20 protein-coding genes and 4 tRNA genes are annotated in these 19,386 nt (G+C 70.3%); 17 read left to right on the top strand and 7 right to left on the bottom strand.

All coding sequences use genetic code 11. From position 1 onward, the window contains the following. Positions 1-5: 5 nt before the first annotated feature. Together QN141_05865 and QN141_05870 are read right to left on the bottom strand one after the other, a co-directional pair. Positions 6-983 carry a VWA domain-containing protein gene (locus QN141_05865; GenBank protein ID MDR7557998.1) on the bottom strand — a complete coding sequence of 326 codons (978 nt, stop codon included), beginning with the start codon at positions 981-983 and terminating at the stop codon, positions 6-8. 86 nt (positions 984-1,069) lie between these two features. After that, positions 1,070-1,249 (bottom strand): hypothetical protein, encoded by a 180-nt coding sequence (locus tag QN141_05870; GenBank protein MDR7557999.1) that lies wholly within the window; start codon positions 1,247-1,249, stop codon positions 1,070-1,072. Positions 1,250-1,341: 92 nt separating this feature from the next. Here QN141_05870 and QN141_05875 point away from each other — a divergent pair, with 92 nt between their 5' ends. From QN141_05875 to ugpE, 6 genes are all read left to right on the top strand, one after another. Further along, a complete protein-coding gene (locus tag QN141_05875) occupies positions 1,342-1,680 on the top strand; it encodes a zinc ribbon domain-containing protein (GenBank protein ID MDR7558000.1) in 339 nt (112 codons plus the stop codon). Between the two features lie 47 nt (positions 1,681-1,727). Next, positions 1,728-1,805: transfer RNA gene (locus QN141_05880), tRNA-His, on the top strand. Between the two features lie 81 nt (positions 1,806-1,886). Further along, positions 1,887-3,404 carry a glycerol kinase GlpK gene (gene glpK, locus QN141_05885; protein ID MDR7558001.1) on the top strand — a complete coding sequence of 506 codons (1,518 nt, stop codon included), beginning with the start codon at positions 1,887-1,889 and terminating at the stop codon, positions 3,402-3,404. Between the two features lie 119 nt (positions 3,405-3,523). Then, complete coding sequence (gene ugpB / locus QN141_05890) at positions 3,524-4,870, top strand: sn-glycerol-3-phosphate ABC transporter substrate-binding protein UgpB (protein ID MDR7558002.1); 1,347 nt, start codon at positions 3,524-3,526, stop codon at positions 4,868-4,870. A gap of 83 nt (positions 4,871-4,953) precedes the next feature. Then, positions 4,954-5,835, top strand: a complete 882-nt coding sequence (ugpA, locus tag QN141_05895) for a sn-glycerol-3-phosphate ABC transporter permease UgpA (protein ID MDR7558003.1) — start codon at positions 4,954-4,956, stop codon at positions 5,833-5,835. Next, positions 5,835-6,677 carry a sn-glycerol-3-phosphate ABC transporter permease UgpE gene (ugpE, locus tag QN141_05900; protein MDR7558004.1) on the top strand — a complete coding sequence of 281 codons (843 nt, stop codon included), beginning with the start codon at positions 5,835-5,837 and terminating at the stop codon, positions 6,675-6,677. The genes ugpA and ugpE overlap by 1 nt, the downstream gene beginning before the upstream one ends. A 5-nt stretch (positions 6,678-6,682) precedes the next feature. Here ugpE and QN141_05905 read toward each other — a convergent pair whose 3' ends face one another. Continuing rightward, the gene (locus QN141_05905) at positions 6,683-7,222 is read right to left on the bottom strand and encodes a hypothetical protein (protein ID MDR7558005.1); all 540 of its coding nucleotides are present in this window, start codon (positions 7,220-7,222) and stop codon (positions 6,683-6,685) included. 135 nt (positions 7,223-7,357) lie between these two features. Further along, positions 7,358-8,986 (bottom strand): chaperonin GroEL, encoded by a 1,629-nt coding sequence (groL, locus tag QN141_05910; protein MDR7558006.1) that lies wholly within the window; start codon positions 8,984-8,986, stop codon positions 7,358-7,360. 173 nt (positions 8,987-9,159) lie between these two features. On the opposite strand from groL, the gene QN141_05915 reads away from it, so the two are divergent. After that, positions 9,160-9,846 (top strand): DUF881 domain-containing protein, encoded by a 687-nt coding sequence (locus QN141_05915; GenBank protein ID MDR7558007.1) that lies wholly within the window; start codon positions 9,160-9,162, stop codon positions 9,844-9,846. On the opposite strand, the gene QN141_05920 is transcribed toward QN141_05915, so the two are convergent. After that, positions 9,838-10,512 carry a hypothetical protein gene (locus tag QN141_05920; protein ID MDR7558008.1) on the bottom strand — a complete coding sequence of 225 codons (675 nt, stop codon included), beginning with the start codon at positions 10,510-10,512 and terminating at the stop codon, positions 9,838-9,840. The two genes, QN141_05915 and QN141_05920, sit on opposite strands and share 9 nt — an antisense overlap. Before the next feature lie 452 nt (positions 10,513-10,964). Between QN141_05920 and QN141_05925 the strand changes: the two genes are divergently transcribed. From QN141_05925 to QN141_05940, 4 genes are read left to right on the top strand one after another with little or no spacing between them, the layout of a single operon-like run. Further along, positions 10,965-11,282: a metal-sensitive transcriptional regulator gene (locus QN141_05925; GenBank protein ID MDR7558009.1), complete on the top strand. Its 318-nt coding sequence runs from the start codon at positions 10,965-10,967 to the stop codon at positions 11,280-11,282. 14 nt (positions 11,283-11,296) lie between these two features. Next, entirely contained in the window at positions 11,297-13,744 is a 2,448-nt protein-coding gene (locus QN141_05930) for a heavy metal translocating P-type ATPase (protein ID MDR7558010.1), read from the top strand. A gap of 13 nt (positions 13,745-13,757) precedes the next feature. After that, positions 13,758-13,961, top strand: coding sequence for a heavy-metal-associated domain-containing protein (locus QN141_05935; protein MDR7558011.1), 204 nt, complete (start codon positions 13,758-13,760; stop codon positions 13,959-13,961). Between the two features lie 18 nt (positions 13,962-13,979). Then, positions 13,980-14,561, top strand: coding sequence for a TlpA disulfide reductase family protein (locus QN141_05940; protein MDR7558012.1), 582 nt, complete (start codon positions 13,980-13,982; stop codon positions 14,559-14,561). A gap of 80 nt (positions 14,562-14,641) precedes the next feature. On the opposite strand, the gene xpt is transcribed toward QN141_05940, so the two are convergent. Further along, entirely contained in the window at positions 14,642-15,211 is a 570-nt protein-coding gene (xpt, locus tag QN141_05945; protein MDR7558013.1) for a xanthine phosphoribosyltransferase, read from the bottom strand. Positions 15,212-15,324: 113 nt separating this feature from the next. Here xpt and QN141_05950 point away from each other — a divergent pair, with 113 nt between their 5' ends. Next, complete coding sequence (locus QN141_05950; GenBank protein MDR7558014.1) at positions 15,325-15,594, top strand: hypothetical protein; 270 nt, start codon at positions 15,325-15,327, stop codon at positions 15,592-15,594. Positions 15,595-15,620: 26 nt separating this feature from the next. Then, entirely contained in the window at positions 15,621-16,112 is a 492-nt protein-coding gene (locus QN141_05955) for a DUF6036 family nucleotidyltransferase (GenBank protein ID MDR7558015.1), read from the top strand. A gap of 47 nt (positions 16,113-16,159) precedes the next feature. Here the strand turns inward: QN141_05955 and QN141_05960 are convergent. After that, a tRNA-Arg gene (locus QN141_05960) sits at positions 16,160-16,234 on the bottom strand. Between the two features lie 314 nt (positions 16,235-16,548). Between QN141_05960 and QN141_05965 the strand changes: the two genes are divergently transcribed. The 4 genes from QN141_05965 to tig all read left to right on the top strand — a co-directional run bounded on the left by QN141_05965 (position 16,549) and on the right by tig (position 19,386). Beyond that, positions 16,549-17,661, top strand: coding sequence for a type IV pilus twitching motility protein PilT (locus QN141_05965; protein ID MDR7558016.1), 1,113 nt, complete (start codon positions 16,549-16,551; stop codon positions 17,659-17,661). 136 nt (positions 17,662-17,797) lie between these two features. Then, positions 17,798-17,873, top strand: a tRNA-Lys gene (locus QN141_05970). Positions 17,874-17,968: 95 nt separating this feature from the next. Continuing rightward, positions 17,969-18,055: transfer RNA gene (locus tag QN141_05975), tRNA-Leu, on the top strand. An 83-nt stretch (positions 18,056-18,138) separates the two neighbouring features. Beyond that, positions 18,139-19,386: a trigger factor gene (tig, locus tag QN141_05980; protein MDR7558017.1), complete on the top strand. Its 1,248-nt coding sequence runs from the start codon at positions 18,139-18,141 to the stop codon at positions 19,384-19,386.

The raw sequence follows: 19,386 nt of genomic DNA on the forward strand, positions 1-19,386 counted from the left end.
CGCCTCTACGGGCGGAGCGGGACGAGCAGCCACGACAGCAGGCCGGCCCCGATCAGGAGCAGCGCCGCCGCCCCGGCGGTGGTCGCCGAGACCTCGGTCGGCCTGCGTTCCCACGCGACCTGCCGGGCCAGCCGGCGGTAGATGCCGTGCAGCTCGTCGGCGGAGGAGGCGTGGTGATAGGTGCCGCCCGTGATCGAGGCCACGGCCTCCAGCGTCTCCTCATCCACGGGGCCGCCGATGGTCCACCCGCTGGACCACCAGTTGTCCGAGGCGGACCGGGCGCCCATGCCAACGGTGTAGACCGTCACCCGCTGGCGCGCCGCCAGGCGCGCCGCCTCCAGGGGATCGATGCCGGTGTTGCTGCGGCCGTCCGACATCAAGACCACGATCCCCGGCGGGACGGCGGGCGGCAGCGGCGGCAACGCGCCGTCGGGACCGGGCCGGGCGCGCCCGGGCAGGGCGGCGACTGCTTCGAGGAGGCCTTCGCCGATCGCCGTACGGCGGGCCACGCCCAGGCCGGCGATCAGCTCGGCCAGCCGCCCGTGGTCGGTGGTAGGCGGCGACAGCAACGACGAGAATCCGGCGAAGACCACCAGGCCCACCCGGACGCGGTCGGGCGTGGCCTCCAGGAACGCCTCCGCCGCCCGCTTCGCCGCCTCCAGCCGGTTGGGGGCGATGTCCTGGGAGCGCATGCTGCCGCTGATGTCCAGGGCCAGGATGATCGCGGCGCGGTCCGCCGGAACCGGCAGCGGGAGGGTGGGGCGCGCCAGGGTGAGGATGACGGCGAACAGCGCAAGGAGAAAGAGCGCCGCGGCGAGGTGGCGTCGCCACGCGGATGGGACGGCGGCCAGCCGCAGGAGTTCGGCCGTAGAGTAGGTGAGGGGGTGCGGCGGAGGTCGGCGGAGCAGGCGGCGGTAGAGCAGGACCAGCAGCGGAAGGAGGAGCAACCCCCACAGCATCGAGGGCCAGATGAAGGTCGCCATTGCGACCTGATTCGCCGGATCCGGGGAGGCTTTCCTCTCACCGGCTCCAGATACTCCGGTTTTCCTTCCCGGCGCGCCCCGGAGGGCTACGGCAGAGCGAAGATGGAGGAGAACAGCCGCAACCCGGTGTGCAGCATGACCATGCTGGCCGCCCAGCCGACAACCAGTACCGCCACGCTGGCCAGCCACCCGATCACGGTGATGCGCAGCCAGCGCTGGGCACGCACGTAGCGGGCGTAGACGGCGTCGAGCTCCCGCGCCTCCATTCCGAGCACCTCCACCCCGCTCTATACCCGGACAGGTCTGCCCCTACTCTCCCGCGGGCATCTTCCTCGCAGGACCTTCGGGAGGTCGTCGGATGCTCTGTCGCACCTGTGGCCGGATGAACCGGGACGAGGACCTGTACTGCGGAAGCTGCGGCCAGAAGCTCCTCCGCGCCCGGGTCTGCGCCGCTTGCGGTGCCAAGAACCGCCACGACAGCGCCTTCTGCGGCACGTGCGGCGCCGCCCTTCCCGAAGACGCCGCCGCCTGCCGGCACTGCGGGCAGGCGCTGGCCCCCCGCGACCACTTCTGCCCCCACTGCGGCCACCAGGTTGCCCCCGGTCACCTGTGCGACCGCTGCCACACCTTCAACCGCCCGGAGGCCCGCTTCTGCGCCGCCTGCGGCGCCGCCCTCGTCCTCCGCGTCGCCGGCTAGCGCCTTCTCCCGCCACAACCGCCGTGCTAGAATCAACTGCGGTTGTGGTGACCGTAGCTCAGCCCGGTTAGAGCGCCTGGCTGTGGCCCAGGAGGTCGGGGGTTCGAGTCCCCTCGGTCACCCCATGTCGATCTGGATGCCCCGGTGGACTGAATCGCTCGCCCTCGCACCAGGACCCGGCGCACCGCCCACGTAGTTTTCACAACGTGCAGACCTTCGTCGCGGCCGTGGACCAGGGAACCACCGGGACCCGCTGCATGATCTTCACCCGCGACGGACGGGTGCACGCCTCCGCCTACCGCGAGCACCGCCAGCTCTCCCCGCGGCCCGGCTGGGTCGAGCACAACCCGATGGAGATCTGGGAGACGACCCAGGCCGTGATTCGCGAGGCGATGGCCCAGGGGGAGGTGGGCGCGGAACAGCTGGCCGCGATCGGGATCACCAACCAGCGCGAGACCACGGTGGTGTGGGAGCGCGCCACCGGCCGGCCCGTTCACAACGCCATCGTCTGGCAGGACACGCGCACGCGGGAGCTCTGCCAGCGCATCATCGACGACGGCTTCGACGACCACATCCGCCGGGTCACGGGGTTGCGCAGCGCGACCTACTTCTCCGGCCCCAAGCTGGCCTGGCTGCTGGACCACGTGCCGGGGTTGCGGGCGCGGGCCGAGCGCGGAGAGGTCCTCTTCGGCACCATCGACACCTGGCTCATCTGGCGGCTCACCGGCGGGCCCTCGGGCGGAGCGCATGTCACCGACTACACCAACGCCTCCCGCACGATGCTGATGGATCTGAGCCGTCTGGAATGGGACGCCGAGATCCTGGCCTACCTGCGCATTCCTGTCCACTGTCTGCCTCAGATTCGTCCCTCGAGTGATCGGGCTTTCTACGGCACAACCCGAGCCGATGGACCGCTCGGAGGTGTGGTCCCGGTCTGCGGCGATCTCGGCGACCAGCAGGCCGCGCTCGCCGGCCAGGTCTGCTTCGAGGTGGGCGACGCCAAGAACACCTACGGGACGGGGAACTTCATGCTGCTCAACACGGGCGGGACGCCCGTCCCCTCCTCCCGCGGGCTCCTCACCACCGGCGCCTACGGCGTGGAGGAGGGCCGCTGCACCTACGCCCTGGAGGGGTCCATCGCCGTCACCGGGGCCGCGGTGCAATGGCTGCGCGACAACCTGGGGCTGATCTCCGCCGCCGCGGAGACGGAAGCCGTGGCCCAGTCCGTGCCGGACAGCGGGGGCGTCTACTTCGTCCCGGCGTTCTCCGGGCTGTTCGCGCCCTACTGGGACATGGACGCGCGCGGGGTCATCGTCGGGCTGACGCGCTTTGCGGACCGCCGCCACCTGGTGCGGGCCACGCTGGAGGCGATCTGCTACCAGACCCGCGAGGTCCTGGACGCGATGCGCGCCGACGCCGGGATCCCGCTGACCGTGCTCAAAGTGGACGGCGGCGCCGTGCGCAACAACTTTCTCATGCAGCTCCAGGCGGACATCCTGGGCGTGCCGGTGATTCGTCCCACGGTCAGTGAGACGACGGCCCTCGGCGCCGCCTACATGGCCGGCCTGGCCGTCGGGGTCTGGCGCGACCTCGCCGATCTGCGCAGGAACTGGCAGGTGGACCGCATCTTCGAGCCGGTCTGGAGCGAGGACCGTCGGGAGGCCGGCTACCGCCTCTGGCGTCGGGCCGTGGAGCGCGCGCGGGGATGGCTGAGCCCGTCGTAACCATCGGCCGGGGGCCCGATTGACCCCGGAGCGGACCGGCCGATACCGTACAGGAGGAACCGCACGCAAATCGAAGGGCTCACTCAGCGAGCCGATTCCGTTTCGGGGGAGTGACACTCATGCCACGACCGACGGTCCTCACGCTTCTGGCGCTCCTGGCCGCTTCCGCGCTGCTGGCCGCCGGGCCCGCGCCGGGCCAGGCCCAGGCCCGTATCGACATCGACTTCTGGCATGCGATGCGCGGGCCGCTGGGCGAGACGCTGGAGAGGATGGTGGCGGGGTTCAACGCCTCGCAGACGCGCTATCAGGTGAAGGCCACCTTCAAGGGGTCCTATCCGGAAACGATGGTGGCGGCCATCGCCGCGTTCCGCGCCGGCAACGCCCCCCATGTCGTCCAGATGTTCGAGGTGGGCACGGCCACGATGATGGCGGCCGGCGCGGCGATCAAGCCGGTCTGGCAGCTGATGAAGGAGACCGGGACCCCCTTCGATCCCGCCACCTACCTGCCCGCGGTGCGCGGGTACTACAGCAGCGCGGACGGCAAGATGGTGGCCTTTCCGTTCAACAGCAGCACCCCGATTCTCTGGTACAACAAGGACGCCTTCCGCAAGGCCGGGCTGGACCCGGAGAAACCCCCGGCCACCTGGCCGGAGCTGCGCGCCGCCGCCCAGCGCATCCGGGCGGCCAACGCCGCGCCCTGCGGGTTTTCCACCGCCTGGCCGACCTGGACGCAGTTCGAGAACTTCGGCGCGATGCACGACATCCCGTTCGCCACGAGGGCCAACGGGTTCGAGGGATTCGACGCCGAGCTGCTGATCAACGCGCCGCTGTACGTCCGCCATCTGCAGTTCCTGATGGAGATGCAGCAGGAGGGCACCTTTAAGTACGGGGGACGCGACGCCGCCGGCGACTCGCTGTTCCCCTCGGGTGAGTGCGCCCTGCTCACCGGTTCCTCGGCCCTGTACGGCCGCGTGGCGCGCGAGGCGAAGTTTGCCTGGGGTGTCGGCTACTTCCCCCACTATCCGGACGTCAAGGGCGCGCCGAAGAACTCGGTCATCGGCGGGGCGGCCTTCTGGGTGATGACCGCGCCGCGGCGCACGGTGGAGGAGTACCGCGGGGTGGCCGAGTTCTTCCGCTATCTCGGCTCCGCCGAGGTGGCCGGGAAGTGGCACATGGAGACCGGCTACGTGCCCATCTCCTTCACCGGCGCGCAGTACGCCCGGGCCACGGGCTATTACCAGCGCGAGCCCTGGGCCGAGCTGCCGATCCGGCAGCTCACCCGGACGCTTCCGACCAAGAACTCCAAGGGCTTCCGCCTGGGCAACATGCCGGAGATCCGCGTGATCGTCTACGAGGAGATCGAGCGGGCCTTCCAGGGCCAGCAGACCGCCAAGCAGGCGCTGGACAATGCCGTCCGGCGCGGCAACGTCGTCCTGCGGCGGTTCCAGCAGACGGTCGGGCAGTGACCGGCTGCCGCGCGGCGCCGACCGACGATGGGTGACCCGGCCCCGTCCGCCCCCCGGCGCGGGCGGGGCCGGCCTGTCTCCTGATGGAGCGGCGCGCGTACTTCCCCAACCGGGTCCTCCCGTATCTGCTGGTCGCCCCCCAGCTGGTCGTGGTGCTCGTCTTCTTCTACTGGCCGGCGGTGCAGGCCGTGGTCCAGTCCGTCCTGCGCCAGGATCCCTTCGGGCTGCACACGGCGTTCGTGGGGCTGGACAACTTCCGCACGGTGCTCACCGACCCGTTCTACCTGAACGCGCTGCGGGTGACGGCCGTCTTCTCCGCGGCGGTCATCCTGCTGGCGATGTCCTCCGGATTGCTGCTGGCCGCCACCGCGGACAAGCAGATCCGCGGCGCCGGTCTCTACAAGACGCTGCTCATCTGGCCCTACGCCGTGGCCCCGGCCGTCGCCGCCGCCCTGTGGCTGTTCATCTTCCACCCCACGATCGGGATGCTCGGGCGCGCCCTGATCCGCCGGGGCCTCCCCTGGGATTTCACCCTGAACGGGACGCACGCCATGGTCCTGGTCATCCTGGCCGGGGCCTGGAAGCAGGTGAGCTACAACTTCCTGTTCTTCCTGGCCGGGCTGCAGTCCATCCCCCGGTCCCTGGTGGAAGCCGCCGCCGTGGACGGCGCCGGATCCCGGCAGCGGTTCTGGAAGATCATCTTCCCGCTGCTCTCGCCCACCACGTTCTTCCTGCTCGTCGTCAACCTGATCTACGCCTTCTTCGACACCTTCGGCGTCATCCACTCGCTGACCCGGGGCGGCCCGGGCAAGGCCACGGAGACGCTGATCTACAAGGTGTACACCGACGGGGTGATCAACCTGGATCTGGGGGGTTCCTCCGCCCAGTCCGTGATCCTCCTCCTCGTCGTGATCACGCTCACCGCGCTGCAGTTCCGGTATCTGGAGCGGAAGGTGTACTACTGATGCGCCTGCGCGGAGACTGGAGCGCGCACCTCATCCTGCTGGCCGGCGTGGCCCTCTTCGTCTTTCCGGTCTACCTGGCCTTCGTCGGAGCCTCGCACGACCTGGGCACGGTCAGCCGCGGCGAGATGGGGCTGCGGCCGGGGCCCTCCCTGGCGAAGAACTTCACCCAGGCCTGGGCCACGGGGACGGGGGAGCGCATCCGCGGCGCCCCCGTGCGCGCCATGATGCGGAACAGCTTCATCATGGGCCTGGTGATCGCCGCCGGGAAGATCGCCATCTCGCTGCTCTCGGCGTTCGCCGTGGTCTTCTTCCGCTTTCCCCTGCGGATGCTCTTCTTCTGGGGGATCTTCGTCACCCTGATGCTGCCCGTGGAGGTGCGCATCATCCCCACCTACAAGGTGGTCAGCGACCTGAGGATGGTGAACACCTTCGCCGGGCTGACCATCCCCCTGATCGCCTCGGCCACGGCGACCCTGCTGTTCCGCCAGTTCTTCCTTACCGTGCCGGACGAACTGGTGGACGCGGCGAAGGTGGATGGCGCGGGTCCGATGCGCTTCTTCTGGAGCATCCTGCTGCCCGTCTCTACGACCACCATCGCCTCGCTGTTCGTCATCCTCTTCATCTACGGCTGGAACCAGTACCTGTGGCCGCTGCTCGTCACCACCAGCCAGGGGATGGAGACGGTGGTGATCGGCATCACGAAGATGATCGGCACCGGCGAGTCGCTGGTGGACTGGCCGATCATCATGGCCACCGCCCTCCTGGCCATGCTGCCCCCGGTGGCGGTGATCATCGCCATGCAGCGCTGGTTCGTCCGGGGGTTGGTGGAGACGGAGAAGTAGCGCGGCTATTGGCCGATGTCGCCGGGGGCGCCCGGCGGCGCCGGCGGCGGGGGGATCCGCTGCACCGGCTGCGGGCCGGTGCCGGGGAAGACGGCGATGGCCTGGATGAGCGCGCTGTCCGGCGTGGCCCCGTAGACCACCCGGAAGGCGATCCCCGCCCTGGTGTAGTACAGCCACTCCCCGCGCACGCCGGCGAAGTCGCTGGCCATGCGGCGCTGGGGATCGCCGTACGCGGTCAGCATCCGGCCGGGGCTTTCGCCCACCTGCACCCGTTCCTCGGTGCGGTACGCGCCGCCGCAGTTGGTCTCCAACCGGCTGGCCCTCCCGCCGCTGAAGCTCACCTGGACCGGGCAGGGTGCGGCGCGGTGCGCGGCGACCACGTCACTGACGGACATCCCCAGGTGGTACGGCCCGATGCGGCGGCTGGGTACGATCATCCCCTGCTCGGGGAAGGTGGCGGGCGCGGCGGCGGGGAGGACGAGCAAGACGGACAACGCTGCGGCGGTCGCCCGCCACAAGCCGGCTCCGGAGAACCCCTTCGCCATCCTGCCCCTCTGTTTTCCGGACACCGTCCCGCGTCTCCTCCGCGGGTCAAGACGACGGCGGGCCGCCACCGATCGATCGGTGGCGGCCCGCCAGGCGCGGGGGAACCGACGCGACCCGCGCCGCTGATCGTGGACTTAGAACTCTTCCTCGGGCATCCCGCCGGGGGTCGGAGCCGCGGCGGCCTTCTTCTTCTCCCGCTTCTCGACCACCACGGCCTCCGTCGTCAGCAGCAGCCCCGCCACCGACGCCGCGTTCTGCAGCGCCAGCCGGGCCACCTTGGTGGGGTCGACGATGCCGGCCTTCACCATGTCGGTGAACTCACCCTTGGCCACGTCGAACCCGGTGCGGCCTGTCTCCCGCTTCAACCGCTCCACGATCAGGCTGCCCTCCATCCCGGCGTTAGCCGCCAGCTGCCGGGCGGGTTCCTCCAGGGCGCGGCGCACCAGGGAGATCCCGATGGCCTCGTCGCCCTCGGCCTCCAGCCTGTCCAGGGCGCCCAGCGCCCGGAGGTAGGCCGTGCCGCCGCCGGGGACGATGCCCTCCTCCACGGCCGCCTTCGTTGCGTTCAGGGCGTCTTCGAAGCGGTGCTTCTTCTCCTTCATTTCGGTCTCGGTCGCCGCGCCGACCTTGATCTCCGCCACGCCCCCGCTCAGCTTGGCCAGCCGCTCCTGCAGTTTCTCCCGGTCGTAGTCGGAGGTGGTCTCTTCGATCTCCTTCTTGATCTGGGCGATGCGGCCCTGGATGTCCTTGCGGTCGCCCTTCCCGCCGATGATCACCGTGTCGTCCTTGTCGGCCTTCACCTTGTCGGCGCGGCCGAGCATCTCGATCTCCACGCTCTCCAGCTTGACCCCGATGTCATCGGAGATGACCTTGCCGCCGGTGAGCACGGCCATGTCCTGGAGCATCGCCTTCCGCCGGTCGCCGTAGCCCGGGGCCTTCACCGCGACGCTGGCCAGCACCCCCCGCAGCTTGTTCACCACCAGCGTGGCCAGGGCTTCGCCCTCCACGTCCTCCGCAATCACCACCAGCGGTTTCCCGAAGCGCGTCACCTTCTCCATGATCGGGACGATGTCCCGGGCCGCGCTGATCTTCTTCTCGGTGAGGAGGATGTAGGGCTCGTCGAGCACCACCTCCATCTTGTCGGGGTCGGTGATGAAGTAGGGCGAGATGTAGCCCCGGTCGAACTGCATCCCCTCCACGACCTCGACCGTGGTCTCGATGCCCTTGCCCTCCTCGATGGTGATCACGCCGTCCTTGCCCACCTTCTCCATGGCGTCGGCGATGATCTCGCCGACCTCCGGATCGTTCGCCGCCACGCCCGCGACGTGGGCGATGTCCTGCTTCCCCTCCACGGCGATGGAGATCTTCTTCAGTTCCTCCACCACGGTGTCCACGGCCCGGTCGATCCCGCGCTTGATCTGCATCGGGTTCGCCCCGGCGGCGACGTTTTTCAGGCCCTCGCGGACGATGGCCCAGGCCAGCACCGTGGCCGTGGTCGTGCCGTCGCCGGCGGCGTCGTTGGTCTTGCTGGCCACCTCCTTGACGAGCTGGGCGCCCATGTTCTCGTTGGGATCCTCCAGCTCGATCTCTTTGGCCACCGTGACGCCGTCCTTGGTGATGGTGGGCGAGCCCCATTTCTTTTCCAGGACGACGTTGCGCCCCTTGGGGCCCAGGGTGACGCGGACGGCGCTGGCCACCTTCTCCACGCCGCGCTCCAGCGCCCGGCGGGCTTCCTCGTCGTAGAGCAGCACCTTTGCCGGCATGATCGCCTCCTCCCTCGCTTTGGATCTGCGATTAGCACTCTCGGGGGTTAACTGCTAACACCATGTTGTATAACGCCCCGGCCTCCGCAAATCAAGCCCCGAGTCGCCGGTGGAAGCCCTATACTGGGGGCGACATGGCAACCCGTGGGCGCCCGCCGGTTGAGCGGTGGCAGGTGACGCTGGCGGTCTTCCTGGTCCTGGTGGGCTTCCTGGCCGTCCTGCAGGTCCGCGCCGGCCGGACCATCCGGCGTGAGGTCCGGCTGCCGACCCTGCGCGTCCGGGAACTGGCGGTCCTGGTCCAGCAGCAGGAGACTGCCCTCCAAGCCCTGGAGGCGGAGATCGAAGACCTGCGGGCCAAACTGGGGGAGTATGAGAGCGCGGCGGCCCAGGGGCGGAGTTCGGCGGAGACGCTGGCCCGCGAGGTCGAAGCCTACCGGATGGTGCTGGGCCTGACGCCTGTGGAGGGGCCCGGGGTGATCGTCCGGGTCGGCGAGCCGGCCGCGGGCGGCGGCGTGATGGCCGCCACGGTGCAGGCCAGCGACCTCAGCGGCCTGGTCAACGAACTGTGGAGCAGCGGGGCGGAGGCCATCGCCGTGGGCGGGGTGCGGATCCTGGCCACCACCGGCTTCCGCCAGGTGAACGATACCATCGTTGCCGGGATCTTCCGCCTGGACCCGCCCTATGAGATTCGCGCCATCGGCGACCCGGCGGTCATGCAGGCCGCGCTCAACCTGCGGGGGGGATTCGTGGAAGGACTGCGCTCGGTCGGCCTGGTCGTGGAGGTGGAGACCTCCCGGCGCCTGCGGCTTCCGGCCTATCGCGGTCCCCTGCGGTTCCGATTCGGCCGGCCCTCATCGTGAGGCGCGGACCAGCAGGTCGTAGATCTCCTGCGCCGGGACCACCGCGGCCACGTCCGGCCGCTCGCTCACGAAGCCGACCACCATGCCCACCAGCAGCCCGTCCGCTGCGTCCACGACCGGTGCGCCGCTCGTGCCCGGGGCGCTGTACAGCGGCAGGGCCACCGCCACGGGATGGTTCTCGAACCGGATCTCCCAGTAGACACGCGGAACCGGGGCGTCCACCAGCCGCAGCCCTGCCCCCCGGTCGTTCAGCACGTACACCGCGTGGAAGGGGCCCGGAGGAAGCCGTTTCCATCCCCGCAGGGCGCGCAGCCGGCCGCGGGGCAGCCACAGCGCCATCAGGTCGAGATCGTCCCACCGCATAAAGCCTGTGGCGTAGACGGGCTCGCCGCCGCGCAGCGTGATCCGATAGCTCGCGCCCTCGCGATAGCAGTGGGCCGCGGTGTAGGCGGCGCTCTGCGACTCCTCCGTCCAGCCGATCCACCCCGTGCAGACGCCGCGCACCCGGGCGCCCTCGACATCGATGCGCACGGCGGCTTCCTCCAGCAACTGGCGGACGCCGGCCAGATCCTGGGGCGCAGCGGGCGCGGCCGGTGCCGCCGCCAGCGCCGGCCAGACGAGAACGAGCAGGCCCAGGAAGAAGATCCGGGCGGCGTCGCGGCGCATACTGCGCCTATGCCCCCCGTCGGCCTGCGGCTAGACGCGACGGAGCACCAGCTGGAGCGGGGCATCGGCCGGAAGGTCGGCGGAAGATTGGAGACAGGAAAGTCGGAAGATCGGCAACCGGGAAATCCGTCGAATGGGGGAGGCCGTTGCCCTTGACAGGGGCGTATTCTGCGTGCTAAGGTAAACTCCCGTTTCGACGAGGGATTCTGCGACGCAGGGCTGCATTCGAAGACCGCCAGTCCCCGCAGCCCGGCGCAAGGGCGGAATCTCCTCAAGAACGGGTCCTCAGCGGCTGCGGCAGCCGAGAGATTCCTCGGGACCACTCGGCGGCAGCCGCTGACTGTTGCCGGCATCCTTCGCCCGCTCCCCCGTCTTGCACCATGCGCCTCTCCCTGCTATCATCGCCTCAGACCCTCCCCAGGGGGGAGGGGGTCGCCGGTGAGGGGGTGGCGATGAGTCTCCACGGCGTGCACGACCAGAACCTGCGGCACGGTAGCGCCGACGTACGCGCCAAGGTGGCCGCCCGGCTGCGGAGCGTGGAGGGACACGTCCGCGGTGTCGGCCGGATGGTGGAGGAGGGGGCGTACTGCATCGATCTGATCAAGCAGACGCTGGCCATCCAGCGGGCCATCGACCGGATCAACGCCATGCTGCTGGCCGATCACCTGGAACACTGCGTAGCGACGGCGATCGCCGCAGCCGATCCCGCCGAGCGCCGGCGCACCATCGCCGAGCTGCTGGAGGTTTTCGAAATGTCCGGTCGGCTCTGAGGGAGATCGCTGCCGTGACGGTCAAGCGTCTGGACCTGCCCGTGGAGGGGATGAGCTGCGCCAGTTGCGTCCTCAAGGTCGAGTCCGGCCTGAAGGAGACGGCCGGCGTCCGGCAGGTCGCCGTGAACTTCGCCGCCCGGCGCGCCGCCATCACGTATGATCCCGGAGCGGTCTCCGCGGCCCGCTTTGTGCAGGTCGTCCGTTCCCTGGGCTACGACGTCCCGGTGCGCAGGGTGCACCTGCCGGTCGTGGGGATGTCCTGCGCCTCCTGCGTGGAGAAGGTGGAGGCCGCGCTGCGCGCCGTGGACGGCGTGCTCTCCGCCGCGGTGAACCTCGCCGCCGGGCGCGCCGCGGTGGAGATGCTGGCCACCACCTCCATCGCCGACCTGCGCCGCGCCGTGCGGGAGGCGGGCTACGACGTCCTGGAGGTGGAGGGCCCGGAGGCCGAGGACTACGAGCGCCGGGCGCGGGCGCAGGAGCTCGCCGTCCTGCGACGCAAGCTGGCGGTGGCGACGCTGCTCAGCCTGCCGGTGCTCTGGGGCAGCCTCCTGCACATGGGGCTGCGGATCTGGACGCCCCCGATCCTGATGAACTGGTACGTCCAGTGGCTGCTGGCCACGCCGGTGCAGTTCTGGGCCGGGTGGCAGTTCTACCGCGGGGCCTGGGCCCGGGCCCGCCATCGGTCCACCGACATGAACACGCTGATCGCGGTGGGCACCACCGCCGCCTACCTGTACAGCGTCGCGGCCACCTTCTTTCCTCAGTGGTTCCGCGCCGGCGGCCTGGAGCCTCAGACCTACTACGAGACCGCGGCGATCATCATCGCGCTCATCCTGCTCGGCCGCTTTCTGGAAGCGCGCGCCAAAGGGCAGACCTCGGAGGCCATCCGCAGGCTCCTGAGCCTGCAGCCCCCCCGGGCGCGGGTGGTGCGCGACGGCCGCGAGGTCGAGGTGCCGGTCGAGGAGGTGGCGGTGGGCGACGTGATCGTGGTGCGTCCCGGGGAGAAGGTCCCGGTGGACGGGATCATCCGGGAGGGCCGGTCCGCGCTGGACGAGTCGATGCTCACCGGGGAGTCGCTGCCCGTGGAAAAGGGTCCGGGAGACGAGGTCATTGGCGCCACGATCAACAAGACGGGCGCCTTCACCTTCACGGCGACGAAGGTGGGCCGCGACACGGTCCTGGCGCAGATCATCCGCCTGGTCCAGGAGGCGCAGGGCAGCAAGGCCCCCATCCAGCGGCTGGCCGACCGGGTCTCCAGCTACTTTGTCCCCGCGGTCATGGCCGTCGCTGCGGCGACGTTCCTGCTGTGGCTGGCCGTCGGCCCGCAGCCTTCCCTGACCTACGCCCTCGTCACCTTCGTGGCCGTGCTGATCATCGCCTGTCCCTGCGCGCTGGGCCTGGCCACGCCCACGGCGATCATGGTCGGCACCGGTCGGGGGGCGGAGCAGGGCGTGCTCATCAAGAGCGGCGAGGCCTTGGAGACGGCCTACCGGACCACGACGGTGGTGCTGGACAAGACCGGGACGCTGACCAGGGGGCGGCCGGCGGTGACGGACGTGCGGCCGGTCAACGGCTTCGCCGAGACGGAGCTCCTGCGCCTGGCGGCCTCGGCGGAGTGGGGGTCGGAGCATCCGCTGGGCGAGGCGATCGTCCGCTGCGCCCGGGACCGGGGGCTGGAGCTGCTGCGGCCGGAGCGCTTCGCCGCCGTTCCCGGCCACGGTGTGGAGGCCGAGGTGGGCGGCCGGCGCGTGCTGGTGGGCAACCCGCCGCTGCTGCGGGAGCGCGCCGTGGCTCTGAACGGTGCCGAGGCGATCGGGATGCAGTTGGCCCGGGAGGGGAAGACGCCGATGTACGTGGCCGTGGACGGCACGCCCGCCGGCGTCGTCGGCGTCGCCGACACCCTCAAGCCCTACTCCCGCGAAGTCGTGGCCGCCCTGCGCCGGTTGGGGCTGGAGGTCGTCATGCTCACCGGGGACAACGGGGTCACGGCCCAGGCCATCGCCGCTCAGATCGGCGTGGACCGCTTCCTGGCCGAGGTGCCGCCAGAGCGCAAGGCGGAGGAGATCAAGAAGCTGCAGGGCGAGGGGCGCCGGGTGGCGATGGTGGGCGACGGGATCAACGACGCCCCGGCCCTGGTCCAATCCGACCTGGGGATCGCCATCGGCGCGGGGACGGACGTGGCCATCGAGTCCGCGGACATCGTCCTGCTGGGCGAGGACCTGCGCGGGATCCTCACCGCGCTGCAGCTGAGCCGGCAGACGATGCGCACGATCCGGCAGAACCTGTTCTGGGCCTTCGTCTACAACGTGGTGCTGATCCCGCTGGCCGCAGGCGCGCTGTATCCGTTCTTCCGCGTTCTGCTCAACCCGATGCTGGCGGCGCTGGCCATGGCCAGCAGCTCGGTGAGCGTGGTGACCAACAGTCTCCGGCTGCGCCTGTTCCGGCCGGCTGTGCTGCCCTGAGGAGGGATGCCAGATGCAGACGACGCTGACCGTGCCGAAGATCCACTGCAGCGGCTGTGTGCAGACCGTGACGCAGGCCGTGCAGAAGCTGCCCGGCGTGCAGCGGGTCCAGGCCAGCCACACCACCAGGCAGGTCACGGTCGAGTTCGACCCCGCCCGGGTCGACGAGGCGAAGATCCGCAGCGCCCTGGCCGCGGTCGGCTATCCCCCGGCCTGAGGGACCCGGAAGAGTGCGATGTCCGCCGGAGCGCCCCCGCCCCGGACAGGCCCGCCTCGGGCGGCGCTGGGGATCCTCTTCTGGCTGATCCCGGTGGCGGCGTTGCTGCTTATTATCGGCTACGCGGCGGTCCGCAAGCAGCAGCCGGCGTCGATCACCGCGGCGCTGGCCCGGGGCCAGCGGCCGCCTGCGCCGGAGTTCCGGCTCCCGCGGTTCGACGGCGGCACCCTGGCCCTCTCCGATCTCCGCGGCCGGGCCGTCGTCCTGAACTTCTGGGCCTCCTGGTGCGTCCCGTGCAAAGACGAGGCGCCGCTGCTGGAGCGGGCCTGGCGGGAGTACCGGGACCAGGGGCTGGTCGTCGTGGGGGTCAACATCCAGGACCTGGAGCCCGAGGCGCGCCGGTTCATCGCGCAGACCGGGGCCACCTATCTGCAGGTGCGGGATCGCGACGGGCGGGTCTCTCGCGCCTACGGGACGACGGGGGTCCCGGAGACGTTCTTCATCGATCGAAACGGCCGGATCGTGAGCAAGTTCCCCGGGGCGGCGGTGGAGTGGCGGATCTGGGAGGAGGCGATCGAGCGCCTCCTCGGCGCGCGATGAGGACCTCCCTGTGACCGGGCCGTCGAAGCGGCGGAAGACACCCCGCTAGATCCTCCGGAACGACGCTCCGGACAGCGCGCTCAGGCCAGGACGACCTTGCCGTCGCTCATGTCCGTGACGACGGCGAGGGACTCGATGGGGACCTTCAGGGAAGCCAGCAGCCGGCGGCCGCCTTCGAAAGACTTTTCCACCACGGCGCCGATACCCACCAGCACCGCTCCGGCCGCGGCGACGAGACGGGCCAGCCCGAGGATCGTCTGGCCGCTGGCCAGAAAGTCGTCCACGATCAGAATCCGTTCGCCTCGGGCCAGGTACTCCGGCGAGACGATCAGCTCCACGGGCAGGCCCCGCGTGTGCGAGGGGGCCACGGTCAGCAGCACCTGGTCGGGCATCGTCACCGGCCGCGTGCGGCGGGCGTAGACCACCGGCACACCGAGGTGCAGGGCGGTGGCCACCGCCGGCGCGATCCCGGAGATCTCCGCGGTGAGGATCTTCGCCGGAATTGTGTGGGCCAGACGTCGGGCCAGCTCCCGTCCGCAGGCGTCGATCAGCCCCGGATCGACCTGATGGTTCAAGAAACTGTCCACCTTGAGAATGCCGCGGCCGAGGTTGCGGCCCTCGGCCAGGATGCGTTGTTTCAGGATGTCCATGCCCGTGCCGTCCCGGGGTCGTCGGCACCGGTACTCCCCGGATAGGTGACAGATTCTCCCTCCCGGGCCCGGCGCCTTCGGCCGCGGGCCACCGTCCGTGTAATATTGGAGATGTGGACGACCGACTGCCCGGGGCCGATCTCATCGCGCAGGGAGTGGCCGACCTGGCCCAGGGCCGGGAGACCATCCCGGCCCTGCTGGTCTCGATCGGCGCGCCCCGCCTGCGCAGGATCGGTGTCCCTGTCCCCCGAGCCATCCCGTCGCCCGAGCACCGTCTGTATCTGCGCCTGGCCCGCGAGAATCCCGATGCCGCCCACGGGCGCTACAACGCCCTGATCCGCCGCCTGGTCAGCTTCGAGCGCGCCGCCGAATGCGCGCGGTAGCAGACGCGGGACGCATCCGTCGTCTCATGCGCGCCCTCGCGGCGGAGGCGGACCGCGAGGGCCGGGTCTACTTCACCGGCGGGGCGACGGCGGTCCTCCTCGGCTGGCGCCACAGCACCATCGACGTCGATCTGCGCTTCGAGCCGGAGATGGACCGCCTGCTGCGGGTGCTCCCGCGGCTCAAGGATGAACTTCAGATCAACATCGAGCTGGCCTCCCCGGCCGACTTCATCCCGGTTGCGCCGGGATGGGAGGAGCGCAGCCTGTTCATCGCCGCCGAGGGTCAGCTCTCCTTCTTCCACTTCGATCCCTACGCGCAGGCGCTGGCGAAGGTAGAGCGCGGCCACACGCAGGACCTGGAGGATGTCCGGGCGATGATCAGGATGAAGCTCGTGGATCCGTCCCGCGCCGTGGAGTACTTCCGCCGGATCGAGCCCGACCTGTACCGCTATCCCGCCGTCGATCCGCCGACGTTCCGGCGGGCCGTGGAGGAAATCTTCACCGCGCACGAGGGGTAGGACGCGGAAGCAGGTCCTCGGCCCGGCAGGGGATCCGCCTCTTTGGATGGCGCGCCCGGAGGGAATCGAACCCCCATCGGCGGCTTCGAAGGCCGCTGCTTTCTCCGTTAAGCTACGGGCGCGCGCCCTCGCTATTGTAGCACAGACCTCGGGCGACTCTTCCGCGACGAGGAGCGCGTAACAGAGCGGTGTGGCGCGGGATACGGTATGCTCCTTGCTTCTGCAATCTCCGGGAAGGCGCGAGTCCTCCCGGCCGCCGAACGGCGACGGCGATACGCTGGCCGACATGGTCCTGCAGATCGTCGGCCGCATCGCCGGCATGGGGTCGCTGGGGCTCTTGGACGACTCCGATGCGGGTGCGCGCGGTGCTTGCCACAAGCCCGTCCGGCACCGCCCCGCGGCTGTTCCGGAGGAACCACTGGAGGGGTGAAGGACGATGGACGATACGGCCGCCGGCGCGGTGACGGTCGAGCCGGCGATCGATATGGTGGGCCTGCTCACCCTGGCCCACCAGCGGGGGGCCTCCGACATCCACCTCAAGGTCGGCAACCACCCGATCCTGCGGATTCACGGACGGCTGGAGCGGGCCGCCGACCTGCCCGTGCTGGACGGCGCCGCGGCCCGGCGGCTGATCGAGAGCATGATGACCGACGAGCAGCGTGCCGTGTTCCGCGAGCGCTTGGAGCTGGATTTCGCCTACAGCGTCCCCCGCCTCTCCCGGTTCCGGGTCAACGTCTACCAGCAGCGGGGCAGCATCGGCGCCGCCATCCGGGCCATCCCCATGGGCGTGCCGACCGTCGACGACCTCGGCCTGCCCGAGGTGGTCCGGCGCTTCTGCGCCCTGCCCCGGGGGCTGGTCCTGGTCACCGGCCCCACCGGCAGCGGGAAGTCCACGACCCTGGCGGCGATGATCAACCACATCAACCAGACCCGCGCCGAGCACATCGTGACCATCGAGGATCCCATCGAGTACCTGCACCGCGACCAGCAGAGCGTGATCAACCAGCGCGAGGTGGGGATGGACACGCTGTCCTTCGCCGATGCCCTGCGCCACGTGCTGCGCCAGGATCCCGACGTCATCCTGATCGGCGAGATGCGGGACCTGGAGACCATCGCCACGGCGGTCACCGCCGCGGAGACCGGCCATCTGGTCTTTGCCACGCTGCACACGCAGAGCGCCCCGGCCACGGTGGACCGCATCATCGACGTCTTCCCGGCCCACCAGCAGGCGCAGATCCGGACCCAGCTGTCCGCGGTGCTGGAGGGCGTCCTGTCCCAGACCCTCGTCCCGCGGGCCGACGGCAGGGGCCGCGTGGCCGCGGTCGAAGTGATGGTGGCGACCGGCGCGATCCGCAACCTGATCCGCGAGGGGAAGACCCACCAGATCCCGTCGCTGATCCAGTCCGGCGGGCGCGAAGGGATGCAGACTCTGAACCAGGCGTTGCGCCAGCTCGTGGACCGGCGCCTTATCACCTATGAGGACGCCGTCTCCCGGTCGCCCAGCGAGCGCGAGCTGGCGCAACTGCTGGGCCGGCCGGTTCCGGCCTGAGTCCGGACCCGAGAAGGAGGCGAGCGATGGACCCCTGGCTGATCGCCCTGTTCGTGTTGCTCATCGCGTTTGTCGTCCGCTATCGCTAGGACGCCCTGGACAGCCCGCGGGCACGGGCTATAATGCTGGTGGGCCCGGGCCGTTAGCTCAACTGGTAGAGCAGCGGACTCTTAATCCGCGGGTTCAGGGTTCGAGTCCCTGACGGCCCCCCATGTCCACACTGCCGTCTCGACGCCTCCGCGGGATACTATATACTCGAAGCGGTGACCATCGCTGCTCCAGCCGGGACGAGAGGAGCAGGCATGATGCGGGCGTGGCGGAACCGGTTGACGCGTCAGCTTTAGGAGCTGATGGGCGCAAGCCCGTGGGGGTTCGAGTCCCTCCGCCCGCACCAGTGTCCCGGCTTCGGGCTGCCGGAGCCGGGGGTTCGGTCCGCGCTCGCGGTTTCGTTCTACGATGGAGTAGGAGAGAGGGTTCATGAAGGTTGATGTCAGGCGGGAGCCCGGCAGCCGGGCCGTGCTCGAAGTTGAGATCCCGGTGGATGTGGTCGCGCAGGGCGTGGAGGCGGCGCTGCGCCGGCTGAACCAGCGCGTCGAGATCCCGGGGTTTCGTCGCGGCAAGGCGCCGCGGACGCTGCTGGAACGCTACGTCGGCCGCGACACCGTCCTGGAGGAGGCGGTCAAGACCCTCGTTCCCGACGCCTATGCCCGGGCCGTGGACCAGGTCGGGGTGACGCCGATCACGCGTCCCGAGATCAAGGTCGAGACCCTGGAGGAGGGCAAGCCGTTGCGCTTCGTGGCCACGGTGGACCTGATGCCCGAGGTGCGCCTGGGCGACTACCGGCGGCTCCGCCTCCCGTTCACGCCCCCGCAGGTGACCGACGAGGACGTGGACGCGGCCATTGCGGATCTGCGGGCGCGGCACGGCCACCTCGTTTCCGCCCCCGGCGCGGCGGCGGCGCGCGGCGACTTCATCCTGGTCCGGGTGACCGAGCTGAGCGGGCCTGTGGAGCGCTTTGCCCGGGGCAAGGAGTACCTGATCGAGATCGGCGGAGGTGCCTACCCGGCGGAGGCGGAGGAGGCCCTGGTGGGGGCAGCGGCCGGCGAGACGAGGACGATCCGGGTGGGCGAGCAGACCGTGACGGTGGAGGTCCTGGACGTCAAGCGCCGCGAACTGCCCGAGGTCACGGACGCCTTCGCCCGCAGCGCCGGCGGGGTGGCCTCGGTGGCGGCGCTGCGGGAGTCCCTGCGCACCCGCCTGGAGCGGGAGGCGGCGGAGCGGGCCCGGACCGAGTACGAGCAGCGGATCCTGGAGGCGCTGCTGGCCTCGGCCGAGATCGACCTGCCGGAGAGCATGGTGGAGCACGAGGTGGAGCACATGGTGGCCGACCTGGCCGAGACGCTCCAGCGCCGGGGGCTGACCCTCCAGCGCTACTACGCGGCCACCGGCAAGACCGAGGACGGGCTGCGCCAGGAGTTCCGGCCCGCCGCGGAGCGGCGGCTGCGCCTGCAGCTGGCGGTGGAGGAGGTGGCGCGCGCGGAGGGGCTCTCCCCCACACAGGAGGAGATCGATCGCGAGGTCGAGAACGTTGCGCGCGGACTGCAGCAGGATCCCGCGCGCGTCCGGGAATGGCTGGTGCAGACCGGACGTTATGACAGCCTGACCGGCGCCCTGCGGCGCCGGAAGGCCCTGGAGTATCTGGTGGGCCTGGCGCGAGGTGAGTAG

The sequence above is a fragment of the Armatimonadota bacterium genome (assembly GCA_031459765.1).
Lineage (GTDB): Bacteria > Sysuimicrobiota > Sysuimicrobiia > Sysuimicrobiales > Kaftiobacteriaceae > Kaftiobacterium > Kaftiobacterium secundum.

Bases quoted from the DNA above. Each gene is read 5' to 3' on its own strand.
- QN141_05905 (MDR7558005.1), bottom strand. From the start codon at position 7,222: ATGGCGAAGGGGTTCTCCGGAGCCGGCTTGTGGCGGGCGACCGCCGCA.
- QN141_05955 (MDR7558015.1), top strand. From the start codon at position 15,621: ATGCGCGCCCTCGCGGCGGAGGCGGACCGCGAGGGCCGGGTCTACTTC.
- xpt (MDR7558013.1), bottom strand. From the start codon at position 15,211: ATGGACATCCTGAAACAACGCATCCTGGCCGAGGGCCGCAACCTCGGC.
- QN141_05935 (MDR7558011.1), top strand. From the start codon at position 13,758: ATGCAGACGACGCTGACCGTGCCGAAGATCCACTGCAGCGGCTGTGTG.
- ugpB (MDR7558002.1), top strand. From the start codon at position 3,524: ATGCCACGACCGACGGTCCTCACGCTTCTGGCGCTCCTGGCCGCTTCC.
- QN141_05870 (MDR7557999.1), bottom strand. From the start codon at position 1,249: ATGGAGGCGCGGGAGCTCGACGCCGTCTACGCCCGCTACGTGCGTGCC.
- QN141_05925 (MDR7558009.1), top strand. From the start codon at position 10,965: ATGAGTCTCCACGGCGTGCACGACCAGAACCTGCGGCACGGTAGCGCC.
- QN141_05965 (MDR7558016.1), top strand. From the start codon at position 16,549: ATGGACGATACGGCCGCCGGCGCGGTGACGGTCGAGCCGGCGATCGAT.
- QN141_05875 (MDR7558000.1), top strand. From the start codon at position 1,342: ATGCTCTGTCGCACCTGTGGCCGGATGAACCGGGACGAGGACCTGTAC.
- tig (MDR7558017.1), top strand. From the start codon at position 18,139: ATGAAGGTTGATGTCAGGCGGGAGCCCGGCAGCCGGGCCGTGCTCGAA.
- groL (MDR7558006.1), bottom strand. From the start codon at position 8,986: ATGCCGGCAAAGGTGCTGCTCTACGACGAGGAAGCCCGCCGGGCGCTG.
- ugpA (MDR7558003.1), top strand. From the start codon at position 4,954: ATGGAGCGGCGCGCGTACTTCCCCAACCGGGTCCTCCCGTATCTGCTG.
- QN141_05865 (MDR7557998.1), bottom strand. From the start codon at position 983: ATGGCGACCTTCATCTGGCCCTCGATGCTGTGGGGGTTGCTCCTCCTT.
- QN141_05940 (MDR7558012.1), top strand. From the start codon at position 13,980: ATGTCCGCCGGAGCGCCCCCGCCCCGGACAGGCCCGCCTCGGGCGGCG.
- ugpE (MDR7558004.1), top strand. From the start codon at position 5,835: ATGCGCCTGCGCGGAGACTGGAGCGCGCACCTCATCCTGCTGGCCGGC.
- QN141_05920 (MDR7558008.1), bottom strand. From the start codon at position 10,512: ATGCGCCGCGACGCCGCCCGGATCTTCTTCCTGGGCCTGCTCGTTCTC.